The following is an 18,422-nucleotide window of genomic DNA, read 5'->3' on the forward strand; positions in this document are numbered from 1 at the left end:
CCGCGCGTGAGGCCCAGGGCCGACCTCGGGCGCTCACACCACGACGGCGAGGGCGAAGCCGTCCCAGCCCTTGGCGCCGACCGTCTGCAGAGCGGTCGCGTCGAAGCGCGCGTCGTCGCTCAGCATCCTCAACGCGTCTCTGGTGCCGACCACCTTGGGATCTGTCGAGTCCCCTCGGACGATCTCGCCCTCGCGTCCGATGTTGTCGAGCACGATCACGGTTCCCGGATGCCCCAGCTTCGCCGCCCAGTCGAGGTAGACGGTGTTGGACTCCTTGTCTGCGTCGATGAATACCAGGTCGAAGCCGCCGACCAGCGTCGGGAGCACGTCGGCGCCCCTGCCGATCCGGATGTCGACGCGGTCGCCGACCCCGGCGGCATCGATGCTCGCGCGGGCGACCGCAGCGTTGTCGGCTTCGGCCTCGACCGTGACGACACTGCCTTCCGGTCCCACCGCCCGCGCCAACCAGATCGTGGAGTACCCACCCAGCGTGCCGATCTCGAGCACGCGGCGAGCGCCGCTGATGCGCGCGAGGAGGTTGAGGAGCTTTCCTCCCACGGGTGCGACTTCGATCTCGGGAAGGCCGGCATCTCGTTGGGCCGACAGCGCCGCCTCGAGGTGCGGGTCGTGACCGACCAGCAGGTCTGCGAGGTAGGCATCGGCGTTCGACCAGGCGGCGGGAGTGGAATCCATGCCCTCAGCCAACCGTGACGCTTCGAGAGCGTCAAGGGCTTGCCGACGCTACCCGGCGCGCGGCGGGGACAGCAGCCGACCCGGAGCACCCGCGAGCTCGGGCTGTAGACGGAACTGACCGGTGAGGGCCAGAACGGCGATCACTACCGCGGTCACGATCCACGCGGCGACGCCCAAGGGTCCGGCGAGCGCGAGGTCGGGCTGCGATGCGGAGAAGAGCAGGACGACTCCGCCTGCCGCGTTCAGCGATCCGTGGGCGAGGACGGCGGGCCAGATCGAGGCTGAGCGCAGGCGCAGCCAGCCGAGCAGGATCCCCCACGCGACACAGCCACCGATCATGAAGAGCACGCCGGTGATATCCGTGCGCCCGAAGTTGTAGCCCAGCAGAATGACGGGGCTGTGCCAGAACCCCCAGATCACTCCGCTGATGATCAGCGTCGGCCAGGTGCCGAGGGGCCGCAGCGCAGGCACGAGCCATCCGCGCCACCCCAGCTCCTCACCGAACGCGAGCACGCTGTTGAGGAGCGCCCCCAACGGGATGATCGCGATCTGCGAGAGCACGAGGATCTCGACGGGCGGCATCGGAGTGCCTTCCGGAAGCATCCTCGCGAGTTCTTCCGAGAAACCCGCGAACGTCAGGTCGAGTCCGATGAAGCCGAGGCCCGCGGCGACCAGGATGCTGAGACCGACGAGAAGCGGCGGCACGAGCCAGCCGAGGGCCATGAACCAGATGACCCGCTTGGCCGGCCGCAGGGGCCACAGACCCAGGAAGCGCAGCCGCTCGCCGCTCGCCGGGACGCGCATCGTGAACGTGACGATCAGCGCGGCGAGCGCGGGCGTCAGCATCATCACAGGCAGGAGGACTCCCGTGGTCGGTTCTGCGAGACCGTCGCCCAGCCACAGCGGCAGGGCGACGAGCCAGGCCGCCCCGCAGGCGATGACCGTGAAGACGACGATGGCGGCGATGCGTACGCGAGTCATGAGGGTTCTCCTTGTATCTGTCGTGCGGGGGACGCGGTCATCGGCGGCCGGCGGCAGCGAGGACGGATGCGGCGGTCGTGGCGTCATCGACCGTGACGACGAACACCCGGCCGTCCGTGCGGGTGACCTCGAGGGCTTCACCGGCGCGGAGCACGAAGCCGCGACGGCCGTCCGTGCCGACACGGTAGCCCCAGCCGCCGAACTCGGCGAACGGGTCGATGCGGACCGCACGTGTGCTCGCGATCTCCGCTGCGGGGATCTCCAGTCGCGGCCAGCCCGCCGCAGAGCGCACACGCAGGCCCGCACTGCTCGCCCGGACGCGGAAGGTCAGACTGGTCGAGACCAGGATGACGAGAAGCAGCGTGACTGCAGCGGTGATCCAGCCCGCGGCGATTCCCTGAGCGAGGAGCAGCGCACTCATCGCCGTCGTGATGAGCACCCCGATGCCGAGCACGACCTGACCGGTCTTCGCGATCGTGACGGTCCTCATCCACACCGCGCGCTCGTGGTCGGCGAGCGGCAACGGCTGCGCAGTGGTGCCGGACGCCTCCGCAGGGCGCTCCACGGCCGGCTGCAGGAACCAGCCGGCCACCGCGAGGCCGACGCCGACCAGGAGGAAGAGCGGGCTCCAGGGCGCGATGTCGGTCGCATCCGAAGCGTCCGGCAGCCCGCGCTGCACACCGACGATGGCGACGGTGAGCGCGGACATCATGCCCGCGGTGCCGAGACTCACGGCGCCGAGCAGACGAGCCGTCGTCGACCACCGGGGCTGCGGGGTCGATGCGTCCGCACCCCTCTGAGGAGGTCTATGAGAGAAGAGGGCGATCGAGGCGAACAGCACGACGATCCCTCCGCCGAGCCCTGCGAGCATGACCGGCGGCATCCACTTCGGTCCATATCCGTCGACTCCCCCGCCGCCCCAGTGCGTCGCCACCGGGTCGGGAAGCTCGGGCAGCCATGCGAGCATGACTGCATTCGCGACCGCGATGAGGGCCAGCGGGACGATCACCCCCACCCACCAGAAGGCGGTGCGGGCTCTGCGGATCTCGGGGGTCATGCGTCGGTCTCCTTGATGAGGGCGGCCAGGGTCGTGGGCGAGAGTCCGAGCGACGCGGCGCGAGCGACGAGCGCGGCGATGTCCTGAGAGAGCTCAGCCAGCGGCGCGGCCGTCGCGGACACCACCGCTCCCCTGCCGCGTCGTAGATCGATCAGACCCTCGTCGCGCAGCTGCTGGTAGGCGCGGAGCACGGTGTGCAGGTTGATCTCGAGCGCCTCCGCCAGCTCACGCGCGGCAGGAAGACGATCGCCGGGCACGAGGCGTCCGGTCAGGACGTCGGCTCGGACGGATGCCGCCACCTGATCGAAGAGCGGCCGCGCACTGTCGGCATCGATTCGAATCAGCATCGGACCCTCAATTTCTACTAGTTCTATGTGAACTATAACAACTTTGTGAACCCGTCGGAGCGTCACCGGACGTTCACCCTCACATGACACGATGAGAGGATGCCCCTCGCACGCCGCCTGAGACTCGGCGACGCCGTCGCCATCGGACTCGGCTCCATGATCGGCGCGGGCGTGTTCTCGGTGTGGGCTCCGGCGATCGGTGTGGCCGGCAGCGGCATCCTGATCGCCCTGGCGATCGCCGCGGTCGTCGCGTACTGCAACGCCACCGCCTCGGCGCAGCTCGCCGCGGCGCACCCCGTCGCCGGCGGCACCTACGCGTACGCCAGAGCCGAGATCGGTCCGTGGTGGGGCTTCGTCGCCGGCTGGAGCTTCGTGATCGGCAAGATCGCGAGCTGTGCCGCGATGGCCATGACCTTCGCCGCCTACGCCGCGCCCGAGGGCTGGCAGATGCCGGTGGCCGTGGCGGCGGTCGTCGCACTCGCCGCCGTGAACTGTTTCGGAGTGACCCGCACGGCTCTCGTCACTCGGATTCTCGTGGTGTTCTCGCTGCTCGGGCTCGCCCTCGTCGTCGCGACCGGACTCGGCGGATCGCCCTCAGTCGACCCCGCTCCCCTCCCTGACGCCAGCGCCTACGGCGTGCTTCAGGGTGCCGGACTGCTCTTCTTCGCATTCGCAGGGTACGCACGCATCGCGACCATGGGCGAAGAGGTCGTCGACCCCGCCCGGACGATACCCCGGGCCATCGCCCTCGCGCTGGGCGGAGCGGTCGTCGTCTACACGGTCGTCGCGATCACGGTCATCCTCGTGCTCGGTGGCGATGCGGCGACGACCACGACACCGCTGGCCGATGTCGCCGCTGCCACCGGGTGGCAGGCGCTCACCCCGATCATCCGCGTCGCTGCGGCGGCGGCCTCACTGGGCGCTCTGCTCGCGCTGCTCACGGGCATCGGTCGCACGGCGCTGGCCATGGCCCGGGAGCAGGACCTGCCCCGGTTCCTCGCGAAGATCGACGAGCGCTGGCAGGTGCCGCGTCGTGCTGAGATCGCGATCGCACTGATCGTCGTCGGGATCGTGGTCGTCGCCGATCTGCGCGACGCGATCGGGTTCTCGTCGTTCGGCGTGCTGTTGTACTACCTCATCGCGAACGCCGCCGCGTTCCGACAGCAGGAATCGGCACGGCGCTATCCCCGCGCGTTGCAGGTCATCGGAGCGCTGGGCTGCCTGCTGCTCGTGAACACGCTGCCGGTCGTGGCCTCGGCGATCGGAACCGTGGTCGTGCTCATCGGAGTGCTCTATCGGATGACCCGCCTCAGACTGTCGCGGTGAACCGGTCTGCAGATCGGCGAGAGCACGCGTCGCGTCGCCGAGTGGGCCGCGTCGTTCACCGCGGCTCCGACTGACGACGCGAGCTGAGCGCCGTCTCCGCCGCGACGCACACGGCGGGAAGCAGCGCCTCGGCCGTGCGTCGATAGCCGAGCGGGCTCGGATGGAAGCGATCCAGGCTGAACATGGCATCCGGGTCGTCGAAGAACATCGGCCCCACGGCTCGGCGGAGATCGATCGGGGTCGCCCCGGCCGACCGCGCGGTCTCGGCCTGGGCTTCGGCCAGCCGTCGAGACACGCTCGAGATCAGCCTCCGCAGCGGCTGCGGCACGGGGCGGAGCGCGCCGAGGTCAGGGCATGTGCCGACGACGACCTCAGTGCCCTTAGCGCGCAGGTGCAGGATCGTGTCGCGCAGGTGCTGCGTGGAGACGGCGATCGGGAGCCGGTGCGTGACGTCGTTGCCGCCGACGACGATCACAGCCACGTGCGGCGCGTATCCGTCGGGCAGAGCCGCCAGCTGATCGACGAGGTCGGGCGACTCCGATCCGACGACTGCGGCGGTGCGCAGACCGACGGGCCGTAGCATACGACGCGCCATGCCCTTCGCGAGTCGGCCGCCGAGCGTCTCCTTGCGGCGCTCGGCGCCGAGACCTGCCGCCACCGAGTCACCGAGCACGAGGAGCTGCACAGGATCGCCGTCGAGCGCACGACGCCAGATGCGGTCTGCATCGATCGACTGCTCCCCGAGCGGCTTGCCGATGCGCCGACGTGCGATCGCCGCCTGACGCACGAGTACGAACCGGATGCCGACGGCGGCCGACACCGACGCGGCACCGACTGCGGCGACGGCGACGGCGACGAGATGCTGTCGACTCATGCCCTGATTCGATCCGACTGCCGTGAACGCCGAGTGAACGGCATCCGCCCTGTCCGGCTGCAGGACGCGGGCACGTATGCAGGACGGAACGAGCGGTCTGCCCCCGCATCCCGTGCGGTCGTCCTGCATACGGACTTCCAGAGCCCGTTTGACGGAGCCAGAGTCCGTCTGCCGGAGCCGGCGTCCTGCAGACGGCGCCGGATGCGCGGGCAGAACTCAGGAGAGCGGCTTGAGCTCCAGCTCGGCAGCGCCCGCTGACACGGTCGCGAACTCGGTGTAGCCGTCGGCGGCCGAGCGCTCGAGCAGGGCCTTGACGTTCTTCGTGCGCCGCTCGAGCCGCACCCTCGCACCGGATGCCATGAGTTCGGCCTTGTGGCCGACGAGCTCGGCCACCGGCACGTCGGTGTCATGGATGAGCACGACGGCACGCTCGCCGGCATCCGCACCCGACGTCACGAGGTCGACGAGCCTCTCGAAGCCGAGGGAGAAACCCACAGCCGGGACCTGCTGACCGAGGAACCGGCCGATCATGCCGTCGTAGCGTCCTCCGCCGCCGAGCGAGTACGACACCGACGGGTGCGCGAGCTCGAAGATCGTGCCGGTGTAGTAGCCCATGCCGCGCACGAGGAACGGATCGAAGACCAGCGGGATGTCGCCGGTCGAGGTTGCTGAGCCTGTCGGAGCACGCCCCGCGGCGACGGCCTCGCCGATGCCGACGAGGTGCCCGACGATCTCGTCCGGCACGTTGTCGGGGAGCGCCTTGCGGATCTGCCGCTCGCCGAACGGGTTGTACTCCATGGTCTGCGGACGAAGGAGGAACGCCTCGAATGCGTCGACGGCCGCTGCGGCCGAGCCGCGCTCGCGCAGTTCGGCCCCGACGCCGTCCGGCCCGATCTTGTCGAGCTTGTCGATCGTGATCAGCACGCCCGGCCGCTCGTCGACGGTGAAGCCGAAGCTGTCGAGCATCCAGTCGAGCGCCCGACGGTCGTTGATGCGGACGGTGGCTCCTTCGAGGCCCAGCGCATCGACCGCGTCGAGCGAGGCGACCATGAGCTCGGCCTCGGCGCGCGAGGAGTCGTCGGCGATGATGTCGATGTCGCACTGCACGAACTGGCGGTAGCGGCCCTTCTGGGGGCGCTCGGCGCGCCAGACCGGCCCGATCTGGATGGAACGGAACACGCCAGGAAGCTGCCCGCGATTGCTCGCGTAGAAGCGTGCGAGCGGAACTGTGAGGTCGTAGCGCAGGCCCAGGTCGGCCAACGCGCTCTGGTCACCGGCGGCATCGCGGATCGCCTCCGCGTCGAGGCCGCGTCGCAGCACGTTGTAGGCGAGCTTCTCGTTGTCGCCGCCGATGCCGGCATGCAGTCGCGAGTACTCCTCGAGCGCGGGGGTCTCGATCTCGTCGAAGCCATGCGAGCGGTAGCGCTCACGGATGACGGCGAGCACGCGCTCGCGGCGGGCCTTGTCGGCGGGGAGGATGTCGCGCATGCCGCGCGGCGGGTTCACAGTAGCCACTCGTCCATCTTTCCAGGTCGGCAGGGCGGGCCGTGGCCTCAAGACCCCGATTCCACCTCGCGGACTTCCGTCTCGAGCGCTCTGAGCCGCTCTCGCAGCGCTCGTTCGGCATCCCAGCCCTCGGCGCGGGCGACTGCGACGAGGCCGAGCAGCGCGTCGCCCAGCTCCGCCTCCGAGGTCGGCCCCGCAGCAGCCGTCGCCGCGTCCGTCACGGCGTCGACGACGCCGGCCCCCGCGGCTCGACCGACCATCTTCTGCGCCAGCGCCAGCGCAGGCATCCCGCGCGGGATCCCGTCGAGGACGCTGCGTCTCGTGCGCTTCTCCGCCGCCTTCGCGGCGTTCCAATGCACGAGAACCTCTTCGGGCGTCGTCGCGACCTCACCCGCGAAGACGTGCGGATGCCGCCGCATCATCTTCTCGGTCAGCGTGGCCGAGACATCGTCGATGTCGAACGGGTCGTCCGGGTCCTGGGCGGCGATCGCGGCGTGGAACAGCACCTGCCAGAGCAGGTCGCCGAGTTCTTCGCGCAGGTCGCCGCGCGTGCCGTTCTCGACGGCATCGATCACCTCGTGGGACTCCTCGATGAGATACGGCACGAGATCGCGGTGCGTGATCTGCTGAGACCAGACGCAGCGCTCTCGCACCTCGCGAATCGTCTCGGCCGCCGCACGCAGCGGATCGAGCGCCGGTCGGTCGGCCGGTGAAGCTTCTGCGGGCACGGTTTCCTCCTCGCCGACGGTCACACTGTCACGACACCCGAACGCCGATACGACCGCGCACGGAGCGACACGATCACACCCGACAGAATGAGCGCCAGGAGCGAGCCGACGAGCACACCCAGAATCGCCTGATCGCGGATGCCCGCGTCGGCCGCGAAGGCCAGATTCGCCAGCAGCAGCGAGACGGTGAAGCCGATGCCGCCCAGCGCACCGGCTGCGAGCACGTCACCGAACGGCAGCGCAGGCGCCGCGCCGCGGGGGCGGATGCGCATGGCGATCCATCCGAACAGCGAGATGCCGATGATCTTGCCCACCGGGAGGGCGACCACGATGCCCCAGAAGGCGGGCGAGAGCTCGGTGAGCCCGAGATCGGGGATCACCACGAACGCGGCGACGAACGCGAACACGGGCAGGATCCCGCCGTTGACCGTCGGTTCGAGCGCGTGGCGGGTGCGAGCAGCGGGTACCGGCGACATCACGAGACCCAGCAGCACGCCCGCGATCGTGGCATGGATGCCGGAGGAGGCCACGAGACCCCAGGCGACGATGCCGACCACGATCATCGCGACGGCGATCGCCGCGTGACCCTTCTCGTGCAGCAGCCTGCTGAGGAGCCAGAAGACCGCGACCGCGACGACCGCGAGACCCAATAGCAACCACTGCACGTCGCGAGCGAACAGCACCGCGATGAAGATGATGCCGATGATGTCGTCGAGGATCGCCAGAGCCAGCAGGAACACTCGCACATTCGACGGCAGACCGCGCCCGAACACGGCGAGCACTCCGAGCGCGAAGGCGATGTCCGTCGCCGTCGGAATGGGCCAGCCGGTGACGGTGGCCGAGTCGCCGGCGATGAAGAGGTAGACCGCGATGGGCACCAGCACACCGCCCGCGGCGGCTATCGCCGGCTGCATGGCCTTTCTCGGCGAGTCGAGCTCGCCGTGCGTCAGCTCGTGGCGCAGCTCGATCGCGACGACGAGGAAGAACACTGCGAGCAGACCATCGGAGACCCAGTGTTCGATCGAGAGATCGAGGGCCGTGCCGGGAACGGCGAGATGGTAGTCCAGCACGGCGGCGAGCACGTCATGCGTCGGAAGATTCGCCAGCAGCAGACCGAGTCCGGCCGCGACGAGAAGGAGCATGGCGGGAAACTGCTGCCCGCGGAGGGGGTTCGCTGAGATGCGCATCGCGTCCATGATAATTCGCCGGGCACCTCGGACGTCTCACATCGTCATGCGTTCAGACCACTGCCCCGACCCGGGATACTCTCGAACGGTGACCCCCGAACACGCCTTCCCCGAGCCCACTGACACCTCGGCCATCCGCATCATCGGCCGCTTCGAAGCGGGCCGCGGCATTCCGGATGCCATGCGCACCGATGTGCGAATGCTCGGCGCCCTTCTCGGCCAGGTTCTGCGCGAAGCAGGTGGAGACGACCTCTTCGAGGACGTCGAACGCTTGCGCCTCGCGACGATCCAGGCCTACGACGAGGAGACGTCCAACGCCTTCGAGCGCGCCGCAGCGATCGCCGAGTCGTTCAGCATCGCACGCGCTGACGAAGTGGCCAGGGCGTTCACCTGCTACTTCCACCTCGTCAATCTCGCCGAGGAGCACCAGCGAGTGCGGGTCCTGCGCGAACGCGCCGGCCAGCCGGGACGCGAGGATGCCGCAGACACCGTCGCCACCGCATACGCGCGTCTGAAGACCGAGGTCGGCGATGACGAGGCTCGTCGTCGCCTCGAGGGCCTGCGCTTCCACCCGGTGTTCACCGCCCACCCGACCGAGGCGCGCCGTCGAGCGGTGTCGACGAGCATTCGTCGCCTCTCCGAGCTGCTCACCCAGCACGACGCCGCGAGCGAAGGCGGAGCCGAGGAGCACCGCGCCCGACGTCGGATGCTGGAGGAGATCGACACTCTCTGGCGCACGGCTCCCCTGCGCGCCGAGAAGCCGTCGCCGACCGACGAGGTGCGCACGGTCATGGGCGTGTTCGACGAGACTCTGTTCACCACGGTGCCTCACGTGTACCGCCGTATCGACGACGCACTGCGCGGCGACGACTCCGGCTCGAGCGCACCTGTCGTCCCCGCCTTCGTGCGGATCGGCTCCTGGGTCGGCGGCGACCGCGACGGCAACCCGTTCGTGACGGCATCCGTGACGCGAGAGGCATCGCAGATCGCCTCCGATCATGTGCTCCGCGGTCTCGAGCGCGCACTCGAGCGCATCGGCCGCACGCTCACGCTCAGCGCCGAGGACACTCCCCCGAGTGACGCCGTCTCGGCGCTGTGGGAGTCGTTCACCGCCGCCGAGCCGCGGGTCGCCCACGAGCTGGCCGCCCGCTCTCCCGGCGAGCCCCACCGACGGGTGCTGCTGGCACTGGCCCATCGCGTCGCCGCCACCAGGAACGGCGACGAGCAACGTTACGCACGCCCGGAGGAGCTGCTCGAAGACCTCCGCACGGTGCAGTCGTCGTTGTCGGATGCAGGCGCGAAGCGCCACGCCTTCGGCGGTGTGCAGCACCTGATCTGGCAGGTGGAGACGTACGGCTTCCACCTCACCGAACTCGAAGTGCGTCAGCACTCGCAGGTGCACGCCAAGGCCCTCGCGGAGCTCGAGAGCGGCGAGCCGATCAGCGCGCAGACCGAAGAGGTGCTCGAGGTCTTCCGCGTGATCGCCGAGATCCAGCGCGATCGGGGCCTCCGAGCCGCCGGTCGCTACGTGGTGTCGTTCACGCAGGCGGCCTCCGACCTCGCGAACGTGCACCGGCTCGCGAGGCACGCGCTCGGCGACGACGCACCCGTGCTCGACGTCGTCCCTCTGTTCGAGACCTTCGCCGACCTGCAGGCAGCGCCCGGCATCCTCGCCGAGGCCGTGACCTTCCCGGAGTTCCAGGCGCGCCTCGCAGCGACGGGCAACCGGCTCGAGGTCATGCTCGGGTACTCGGACTCGTCGAAGGACGTCGGCCCGGTCGCCGCCAACCTCGCGCTGTACGAGGCACAGGAGAAGATCGCTCAGTGGGCGCAGGACTCGGAGATCGAGCTGACACTGTTCCACGGCCGCGGCGGCGCCCTCGGCCGTGGCGGCGGACCGGCGAACTCGGCGATCCTCGCGCAGCCGCCGCACTCGGTCGACGGTCGCTTCAAGCTCACCGAGCAGGGTGAGGTCATCTTCGCCCGCTACGGCGAGCCGGCCATCGCGATGCGCCACATCGACCAGGTCGCCGCGGCCACCCTGCTCGCGTCTTCGCCGTCGGTCGAGAAGCACACGAGCGACGCGGCGGCGCGTTTCGCCGACATCGCAGCCGTCATGGACACCTCGTCGCGCGAGCGGTTCTTCTCGCTCGTGAAAGCAGAGGGCTTCGCACCCTGGTTCGCCACGGTGACTCCCCTCGAGGAGATCGGTCTGCTGGCCCTGGGCTCGCGTCCTGCCAGGCGCGGACTGTCGGTCGAGTCGCTCGAAGATCTGCGTGCGATCCCGTGGGTGTTCGCCTGGACCCAGGCGCGCATCAACCTCGCGGGCTGGTTCGGCCTCGGCACGGCCCTCGCGGCAGTCGGCGACGAGGACCGACTCGTCGCGGCCTACCGCGACTGGCCGCTGCTGCGCACCATGATCGACAACGTAGCGATGAGCCTCGCGAAGACCGATGAGCGCATCGCCCGCCAGTACCTCGCACTCGGCGACCGCGACGATCTCGCACAGCTCGTGCTGGATGAGCTCGCGCTCACCCGCGAATGGGTCATCCGCCTCACCGGCGGCGTCGGACTGCTCGAGAACAAGCCGATCCTGCAGCGCGCGGTGCAGTTGCGCACGCCGTACGTCGACGCGCTGTCGCTGCTGCAGCTGCGTGCCCTGCGCGCTCTGCGCGACCCTGACGAGGCGACCGGATCCGGCGCCGACGACGAGCAGAAGCGCCTGCTGCTGCTCTCGGTCAGCGGCGTCGCGGCCGGCCTGCAGAACACCGGGTGATCGACGCTCATCGCGCCTGAGCGAGTGCATTCCGGTGTGAGAGTGCTCACGTCGGCGTGCCCGCTAGAGTGAAAACTCCGCCCGATCCGGCGCACCCTCACGCGACACGATCGCACGCAGCACCATCCCCCGATCAGAAAGCTCTTTCGCGTGACCTCTTCGCCATCAGCCGACTTCCACCCGCTCGCAGACTCCGTGCAGCCCGTGTTCGACACGGTGCTCGCCCGCAGCCCGCACGAGCCCGAGTTCCAGCAGGCCGTGCACGAGGTGCTGAACTCGATCGCGCCGGTGCTCGCGCGCAACCCCCAGTTCGTCGACGGCGGCATCCTCGACCGTCTGGTCGAGCCCGAGCGTCAGATCCTGTTCCGGGTGCCGTGGGTCGATGACGCCGGTCGCCTGCAGGTCAATCGCGGTTACCGCGTCCAGTTCTCCTCTGTTCTCGGCCCGTACAAGGGCGGTCTGCGCTTCCACCCCTCGGTCAACCTGTCGATCATCAAGTTCCTCGGGTTCGAGCAGATCTTCAAGAACGCGCTCACCGGACAGGGCATCGGCGGCGGCAAGGGCGGCTCCGACTTCGACCCGCACGGTCGGTCGGATGCCGAGATCATGCGCTTCTGCCAGTCGTTCATGAGCGAGCTCTACCGCCACCTGGGCGAGCACACCGACGTCCCCGCCGGAGACATCGGTGTCGGCGGCCGCGAGATCGGCTATCTCTTCGGCCAGTACCGCAAGATCACCAACCGCCACGAGTCGGGCATGTTCACGGGCAAGGGCACCGGCTGGGGCGGCGCCGAGGTGCGCACCGAGGCCACCGGATACGGGGCCGTGTTCTTCGCACAGGAGATGCTCGGCGTGCACAACGACTCGCTCGACGGCAAGCGCGTCGGAGTCTCGGGGTCGGGCAACGTCGCGATCTACGCGATCCAGAAGGCCTCGCAGCTCGGCGCGACCGCTGTGACCGCATCCGACTCGTCGGGCTACGTCGTCGACGACGCAGGCATCGACGTCGACCTGCTGCGTCAGATCAAAGAGGTCGAGCGCGCCCGCATCGTCGAGTACGCGAACCGGCGCCCCGGCGCGCGCTTCGTCGAGGGCGGCAGCGTCTGGGAGGTGCCCGTCGACATCGCCGTGCCCTCCGCCACGCAGAACGAGCTCGACCTCGATGCCGCCGAGGCCCTGATCGCGAACGGCGTGCGCGCCGTCTCCGAGGGAGCGAACATGCCCTGCCTGCCTGCCGCCGTCGATGCCTTCCAGAGCGCCGGCGTGCTCTTCGCCCCCGGCAAGGCGGCGAACGCCGGTGGCGTGGCGACCTCCGCACTCGAGATGAGCCAGAACGCCTCACGTCAGCGGTGGAGCTTCGACGCGAGCGAGAACAAGCTGCGCGAGATCATGGCCGACATCCACAGCGCCGCTTTCGACGCGGCGGAGCGCTACGACGTCGCGGGTGACTACGTCGCAGGTGCGAACATCGCCGGCTTCGAGCGCGTCGCCGGCGCGATGCTCGCACAGGGCGTGATCTGACCGGCTCGCGCCGCGTGCACGGATGAAGAGCCGCCCCCTCGCGGGTGGCGGCTCTTCTGCATCCCGTGTCAGCTCTCGTCGACCGGGACCTTGACGACCTTGTTGAACCCGGTCACCGCCTGATTCTCGTCGAACGCGACGACCTTCTTCCGGAAGCCCCTGGTGATGACGGCGAGATAGATCAGGCCGAGGGCCGTCCAGGTCAGGCCGCCCACGAGGGCGTCCGGGTGCAGGTTGACCCACAGCAGCCCGGTGAGCAGCATGCCGATTCCCGGCATCACGATGTACGAGAAGATGTCGCGCGGTGTGTGGCGCCGACCCTTGCGGATCGCGAACCATGCGATCACCGAGATGTTGACGAAGGTGAAGGCGATCAGCGCGCCGTAGTTGATCCACGCCGCGATCAGCTCGAGCGTGAACGGGATCGCCAGCAGCGAGATCGCGCCCACCAGCACGATGTTGAACGTCGGCGTGTGCGTGCGCGGGTTGATGTATCCGAATGCCTTCTGCGGCAGCACGTTGTTGCGACCCATCACCAGCAGCATGCGCGACACCGACGCGTGGGAGGCGAGACCCGATGCCAGGGTGGCGCAGAACCCTGCGGCCGTCAACACGGCCATGAGCACGTTGCCGCCGACGAGGTTTCCGATGATCGGCAGCGTCGAGTCCTCGACGTACTGCATGTCGCCGCCCGGGGCGAACTCGTTCCAGTCGGGGAAGCGCAGCTGCGTGACGTACCCCGCGATGAGGAAGATCGCACCACCGAGCAGCACCGTGAGCAGGATCGCCTTCGGCATCGTCTTCGGGTCCTTCGCCTCTTCGGCGTACATGGTGACAGCGTCGAATCCGATGAACGAGAAGCAGACGATCGTGGCGCCCATGAGCACCGCGCTGATGGTCGCCCCGTCGTGGATGAACGGGGCTGCCGAGGCGATCGTGGCCGCTCCTTCGCCGCGCATCAGCTGGGCGACGACCATGACGACGAACACGACCATCACGACGATCGAGAACACCAGCAGGATCATGTTCATGTTCGAGGTGCCGCGCATGGTCATGTAGATGATGCTCGTGACGAGGAGGCAGTAGAGCACCACCCAGATCCAGCCGGGGATGTCGGGGAACAGCGCCTCGAGGTAGCTGCGGATGATGAGGCAGTTGACCATGGGAAGCAGCACGTAGTCGATGAGCGAGGTCCAGCCCACCATGAATCCGAGGTTGGGATGGATCGATTCGCGCACGTAGGTGTAGGCGGAGCCGGCGCTCGGGATGGCCCGGGAGATCTTGCCGTAGCTGACGGCGGTGAACACCATCACCACCAGAGCGACGAGGTAGGCGGCAGGGACGACGTTGTCGGTGTCGCGGGCCACCATGCCGAACGTGTCGAACACGACGGTCGGCGTCATGTAGCCGAGACCGAGACCGACGATCGCCCAGAGACCGAGATTGCGTCGAAGTGTTCCGCCGCCCTGCGCGAGCGGTTTCGTCTTGAGGGGCGTGTCCATGAGTACTCCTTCGGGAACAGTGCATGGGCCGGACTTCGGGCTGTCCGACGCTGTCGCTCAGTATGGACCCGAGTTATTCCTCAGCGGAAGAGCAGATCTGATTCGAAATACGCATTTAACATGCCGAGAACCGACTCGATTCGAAGATCCTCCTCCGATCACCAGCCTTCACCCATAACGCGGTCGAGCATGGCGACGACGTGGTCGGCACTCTCGATCGTCAGGCAGAGCGGAGGTTTGATCTTCAGCACGTTCGAGCGCTCCGAGGTCGTGAGCACGATCACGCCGAGCTCCCGCATCCGCTCGCAGATCGCGGCGGCCTCGGCATCCGCCGGCTCCATCGTCTCGCGATCGCGCACCAGTTCGACGCCGAGATAGAGCCCCTCGCCGTGTACCGGACCGATCAGCCGATGCCGATGCGCCAGCGCACGAAGAGCGCCCGCCAGATGCCGGCCGACCTCGAGTGCGTTGCGCTGCAGGTCGTCCTCGACCATCGCATCGAGGACGGCGAGGCCGACGCTGCTGCTGAGCGTGCTGCCACCGGCCGAGGAGAAGAACTGCCCCTGGGTGGTGAGCGCGTCGGCTATCCGCTTCGATGTGATCACACCTCCGATGGGGAAGCCGTTGCCCATCGGCTTGGCGATCGTGACGATGTCGGGCATCACTCCGGACTGCTCGAATCCCCAGAAGCTCGACCCCATGCGACCGAAGCCCACCTGCACCTCGTCGGCGATGCAGAGACCACCACGCGCGCGCACGAGCTCGTAGGCGCCCGCCAGATAGCCGTCGGGCAAGAGCACTCCCCCGGCGTTTCCGAGCACGGACTCGCACAGGAACGCGGCGGGGTCTCCGCCGTCTGCGGCGAGACCGTCGAGGTCTGCGGCGAGGTCTGCGAGGTAGCGGCCAGCCGTGTCGCGGCCGCGATAGGTGCCGCGGAACGGGTTGGGCACGTCGGCGACGTGCACCCAGTCGGGACGCGTCGCGAGAGCATGCGGGTTGTCGTAGGCGCTGGTCGTGACCGCATCGCTCGCCATCGTCCACCCGTGGTAGGCCTCACGCAGCGCCACCACCGTGCGTCGCCCGGTGGCTGCCTGAGCCAGTCGGATGCCGAGATCGACCGCCTCCGAGCCGCTGTTCACGAGCAGCACGGTGTCGAGACCGCTCCCCTCGGGCATCAGCGCGATCAGCCTCTCGCTGTACTCGGCGAGACCGCGGAACAGGAACCTCGAGTTGGTGGCGAGCGTCTTCAGCTGGCGATTCGCCGCAGCCGCCACCGTGGGGTGACCGTGTCCGAGTCCCGCGACGTTGTTCACCATGTCGACGTAGCTGCGACCGGTCGTGTCGACCAGATGATGCCGCCAGCCGCGTTCGATCTGCGGCGGATGCTCGTAATAGCGCTCCTGCGCGGTCGCGAAGATGCGCTCCCTGCGCCTGAGCTCTTGGTCGGCGTGGTCGTGCTGCGCGTGGGAGGGAAGCCCGAGCAGCCCGGCGGGGTCTGCCGTGAAGCGGGACCACGCCGCGACGCGATCAGGTGTGACGAGATGCGCGACGGGTTCATCGGGCCGCGCAGCCGGAGTCGGCGGCGCATCGTCTCGCCTGAGGCCGACGACGATCGTCCTGTTCTCGAACGAAGCCGCGAGCCTGCCGATGCTCTCGCCCCGCTCGATGCGTCCGCTGCGATTGGGCTCGAGGTCGGCACCCCGGAGCTCGAGCACCCACCCGGTGTCGAGCGCGATGCGCACTCCGCCGTCGGTGATCTTCAGCTCGCCCTCTGCCGGCGCGATCATTCGCGACGAGGGTCCGGGTGCGACGTGCACCTCGGTCTCGACCGGCCAGGTGGCAGCGGCGCTCGCCGTGTCGACCGTCGTACGAGTGAGCCGGAACACACCGTAGGGCACGACGGCAGCTCGAGCGCCCCTCGCATGCGCCTCGGCGACGAGGAGCGCCTCCGCGTCGGGATGCGCCCACCGCCCCGCATCCAGCCCCTCGGCCTCGACACCCGGGTCGACCACGACGACGCGGCCGTCGAGCTCCGGAAGCAGAGTCGACAGCTCGGCGTGCGCATCGTCAGAGTCGTCGGGCACGGTGTTCTCGGGCGCGGTGCTCTCGGGCGCGGTGTTCTCGGGCGCGACGTCCTCGGACGCGGTGCTCTCGGGCACGACGTCCTCGGGCGCGGGCTCCACCGGGCGGGAGGCAGTGCCCGCGGGCACCTCGAACTCCGGCGATGCGAACCCGAGCCGAGCGAGCACCAGCTCGGTCGCCTCGGCGAGCGGAACGGCAGTCGCGGCATCGAAGATGGCCTGCTCGCCCGCGATCCGCTCGCGGGCGTAGTCGTTGTCGCCGTCGATCTCGAGCTGTCTCCAGCCGCTCGCGACGAGCAGAGCGGCACGCAGCACGACCAGCGGCCACACCGCGAGCGCCTCATCACGGATGAGCGGTGCGTCGGCATGGAACGCGGCCACGGTCTCGAGCACCCGAAGCGGGCGCTCGGGCTCGTGGTGCAGCATCGACGAGACGCATACCGCCAGTTCGGCGACCCGCCAGCCGAGCCCCAGGTCTCCCAGGTCGAGCACGGTGTGCGGGTGCAATCGGGAATCGGCACCTCGCATCCCGGTCACGTTGTCGTCGGTGAGATCGCCGTGGATCGGCTGCACCGGCAGCGCAGCGGCGACGATCGACAGCGCCTGCTGTGCATCCTCCGTGGCCGCGCGCACTCGGGAGCGCAGCTCGGCCTCTGTCACCGACGCGGCGAGCGCGCTGATCTGCTCATACGCGACGCGCATGTCCCACATCTGGTCGCGCTCGAGCCCCGGATGCGCGAGACCAGCAAGCGCATTCACGGATGCCGCTGCCAGAGTGCCGAACTCGGCGAGCACGACGGGGGCGAGGTAGCCCGCGTCGACCATCGACTCCCCCTCGGCGAACTCACTGCGTCGCACCGCGAATCCCCGCCAGCGCTGGGTGAGCTCGCCGTCGCGTCCTGCAAGCACGGCAGGAACCCGCACGCCGGCACGGCGGTACGCGTCGAGAGCCTCGTGCTGCGCGGCTCGCACGTCGTCGCCGAAGACGGGGTTGTCGACGCGCAGCACGCTGCGCGATCCGTCCGGCTCGACCAGCACGAAGTTGCGGTCCTGATTGCTGCCGAGTTCGCTCGCCGCCGCCTCGACTCCGTAGCATTCGCGGGCGATCAGCGCGGCGTCGTCCGTGCTGACGTCGGGTCGGACGAGCCCTGAGCCGTCACTCACCCTCGACCCGCCGCGCGGCCGTCGGTGTCGACACGCACGTCGTCGGCGTGCCGGGCCAGCGAGCTGCCGTAGCGCTCGGTCAGCTGCACCATGAGGTCGGGTGTGTCGCGATCCACGCCGAAGACGTGCCCCGGGAAGTCGAGTTCGGGTTGTGCGGCAGAGATCTCCGCCTCCCTGTCTGGAGAGAGGAGCTGCACGGGATCTCCGACCGCGACCCAGCCGATCGGCACGACCGTCCCGGCCGGCAGCACCGCCCGTCGGTGCACGATGGCGTTCACACGGACCTCGCATCGATCACCCACCAGCGCTCCGTTGAAGATCCGTGCGCCGGACGCGAAGAAGACCTCTTCTCCGACGGTCGCCCCGGCGATGCTCGCGAGCGTTCCCACGAGCGTGTGCGAACCGATGTGCACGGCATTCGCGGCCGTGGCCCTGATGAGCGCGTTCTCCATCACGATGACGTGCGCGCCGATCGTGATCGGTCCTCCCTCGGCGGTGATGACGGCGCCGTGCAGCACCTGGCAGTCAGGGCCGATGGTCACGTCTCCGGAGATCACGGCGGTGGGAGCGACGACAGCGGTGTCATGGATCCGGGGCCGAGCCCCGAGGTGCTCGTACAACATGACGCCAGCGTAGCGCTGACCTGACGGTGCCGAGAAGGCTGACCGAGCCCCTGCTA

General features: G+C 69.0%; 14 protein-coding genes. 3 read left to right on the plus strand and 11 right to left on the minus strand.

Annotation, left to right across the window (positions count from 1 at the left end; genetic code table 11):
* Positions 1 to 33: 33 nt before the first annotated feature.
* From ACIOU8_RS05610 to ACIOU8_RS05625, 4 genes are read right to left on the minus strand one after another with little or no spacing between them, the layout of a single operon-like run.
* On the minus strand, positions 34 to 693 hold the full coding sequence (locus ACIOU8_RS05610; protein ID WP_400786688.1) for an O-methyltransferase: 660 nt from the start codon (positions 691 to 693) through the stop codon (positions 34 to 36).
* 48 nt (positions 694 to 741) lie between these two features.
* Entirely contained in the window at positions 742 to 1,674 is a 933-nt protein-coding gene (locus ACIOU8_RS05615) for a lysostaphin resistance A-like protein (protein ID WP_400786691.1), read from the minus strand.
* Between the two features lie 37 nt (positions 1,675 to 1,711).
* A complete protein-coding gene (locus tag ACIOU8_RS05620; RefSeq protein ID WP_400786694.1) occupies positions 1,712 to 2,731 on the minus strand; it encodes a DUF1648 domain-containing protein in 1,020 nt (339 codons plus the stop codon).
* Positions 2,728 to 3,078, minus strand: coding sequence for a GntR family transcriptional regulator (locus ACIOU8_RS05625; protein ID WP_400786696.1), 351 nt, complete (start codon positions 3,076 to 3,078; stop codon positions 2,728 to 2,730). Before ACIOU8_RS05625 ends, ACIOU8_RS05620 begins: the two co-directional genes overlap by 4 nt.
* 99 nt (positions 3,079 to 3,177) lie before the next feature.
* Here ACIOU8_RS05625 and ACIOU8_RS05630 point away from each other — a divergent pair, with 99 nt between their 5' ends.
* Positions 3,178 to 4,404, plus strand: coding sequence for an APC family permease (locus ACIOU8_RS05630; protein ID WP_400786699.1), 1,227 nt, complete (start codon positions 3,178 to 3,180; stop codon positions 4,402 to 4,404).
* 55 nt (positions 4,405 to 4,459) lie between these two features.
* Here the strand turns inward: ACIOU8_RS05630 and ACIOU8_RS05635 are convergent, their stop codons facing one another.
* The 4 genes from ACIOU8_RS05635 to nhaA form a co-directional block, all read right to left on the minus strand.
* A complete protein-coding gene (locus ACIOU8_RS05635; protein ID WP_400786702.1) occupies positions 4,460 to 5,278 on the minus strand; it encodes an SGNH/GDSL hydrolase family protein in 819 nt (272 codons plus the stop codon).
* Positions 5,279 to 5,494: 216 nt separating this feature from the next.
* Positions 5,495 to 6,766 carry a histidine--tRNA ligase gene (locus ACIOU8_RS05640; protein ID WP_400786921.1) on the minus strand — a complete coding sequence of 424 codons (1,272 nt, stop codon included), beginning with the start codon at positions 6,764 to 6,766 and terminating at the stop codon, positions 5,495 to 5,497.
* A gap of 65 nt (positions 6,767 to 6,831) precedes the next feature.
* Positions 6,832 to 7,512, minus strand: coding sequence for a MazG family protein (locus tag ACIOU8_RS05645; RefSeq protein ID WP_400786704.1), 681 nt, complete (start codon positions 7,510 to 7,512; stop codon positions 6,832 to 6,834).
* A 20-nt stretch (positions 7,513 to 7,532) separates the two neighbouring features.
* Positions 7,533 to 8,699, minus strand: a complete 1,167-nt coding sequence (gene nhaA / locus ACIOU8_RS05650; protein ID WP_400786707.1) for a Na+/H+ antiporter NhaA — start codon at positions 8,697 to 8,699, stop codon at positions 7,533 to 7,535.
* Positions 8,700 to 8,787: 88 nt separating this feature from the next.
* Between nhaA and ACIOU8_RS05655 the strand changes: the two genes are divergently transcribed.
* Together ACIOU8_RS05655 and gdhA are read left to right on the plus strand one after the other, a co-directional pair.
* Positions 8,788 to 11,475 carry a phosphoenolpyruvate carboxylase gene (locus tag ACIOU8_RS05655; protein WP_400786710.1) on the plus strand — a complete coding sequence of 896 codons (2,688 nt, stop codon included), beginning with the start codon at positions 8,788 to 8,790 and terminating at the stop codon, positions 11,473 to 11,475.
* A gap of 150 nt (positions 11,476 to 11,625) precedes the next feature.
* Positions 11,626 to 12,996, plus strand: coding sequence for an NADP-specific glutamate dehydrogenase (gdhA, locus tag ACIOU8_RS05660; protein WP_400786712.1), 1,371 nt, complete (start codon positions 11,626 to 11,628; stop codon positions 12,994 to 12,996).
* Positions 12,997 to 13,064: 68 nt separating this feature from the next.
* Here gdhA and ACIOU8_RS05665 read toward each other — a convergent pair whose 3' ends face one another.
* From ACIOU8_RS05665 to ACIOU8_RS05675, 3 genes are all read right to left on the minus strand, one after another.
* Positions 13,065 to 14,498, minus strand: coding sequence for an APC family permease (locus ACIOU8_RS05665; protein WP_400786715.1), 1,434 nt, complete (start codon positions 14,496 to 14,498; stop codon positions 13,065 to 13,067).
* Between the two features lie 158 nt (positions 14,499 to 14,656).
* On the minus strand, positions 14,657 to 17,743 hold the full coding sequence (locus ACIOU8_RS05670) for an aminotransferase (RefSeq protein WP_400786717.1): 3,087 nt from the start codon (positions 17,741 to 17,743) through the stop codon (positions 14,657 to 14,659).
* Positions 17,740 to 18,366: a gamma carbonic anhydrase family protein gene (locus ACIOU8_RS05675; protein WP_400786720.1), complete on the minus strand. Its 627-nt coding sequence runs from the start codon at positions 18,364 to 18,366 to the stop codon at positions 17,740 to 17,742. Before ACIOU8_RS05675 ends, ACIOU8_RS05670 begins: the two co-directional genes overlap by 4 nt.
* Positions 18,367 to 18,422 lie beyond the last annotated feature (56 nt).

It is taken from the genome of Microbacterium sp. NPDC087589 (assembly GCF_044743635.1).
Taxonomy (GTDB): domain Bacteria; phylum Actinomycetota; class Actinomycetes; order Actinomycetales; family Microbacteriaceae; genus Microbacterium.

Excerpts from the sequence above, each read along its gene's own strand:
- ACIOU8_RS05615 (WP_400786691.1), bottom strand. The coding sequence starts at position 1,674 with ATGACTCGCGTACGCATCGCCGCCATCGTCGTCTTCACGGTCATCGCC.
- ACIOU8_RS05675 (WP_400786720.1), bottom strand. The coding sequence starts at position 18,366 with ATGTTGTACGAGCACCTCGGGGCTCGGCCCCGGATCCATGACACCGCT.
- ACIOU8_RS05625 (WP_400786696.1), bottom strand. The coding sequence starts at position 3,078 with ATGCTGATTCGAATCGATGCCGACAGTGCGCGGCCGCTCTTCGATCAG.
- ACIOU8_RS05665 (WP_400786715.1), bottom strand. The coding sequence starts at position 14,498 with ATGGACACGCCCCTCAAGACGAAACCGCTCGCGCAGGGCGGCGGAACA.
- ACIOU8_RS05630 (WP_400786699.1), top strand. The coding sequence starts at position 3,178 with ATGCCCCTCGCACGCCGCCTGAGACTCGGCGACGCCGTCGCCATCGGA.
- nhaA (WP_400786707.1), bottom strand. The coding sequence starts at position 8,699 with ATGCGCATCTCAGCGAACCCCCTCCGCGGGCAGCAGTTTCCCGCCATG.
- ACIOU8_RS05640 (WP_400786921.1), bottom strand. The coding sequence starts at position 6,766 with ATGCGCGACATCCTCCCCGCCGACAAGGCCCGCCGCGAGCGCGTGCTC.
- ACIOU8_RS05620 (WP_400786694.1), bottom strand. The coding sequence starts at position 2,731 with ATGACCCCCGAGATCCGCAGAGCCCGCACCGCCTTCTGGTGGGTGGGG.
- ACIOU8_RS05610 (WP_400786688.1), bottom strand. The coding sequence starts at position 693 with ATGGATTCCACTCCCGCCGCCTGGTCGAACGCCGATGCCTACCTCGCA.
- ACIOU8_RS05635 (WP_400786702.1), bottom strand. The coding sequence starts at position 5,278 with ATGAGTCGACAGCATCTCGTCGCCGTCGCCGTCGCCGCAGTCGGTGCC.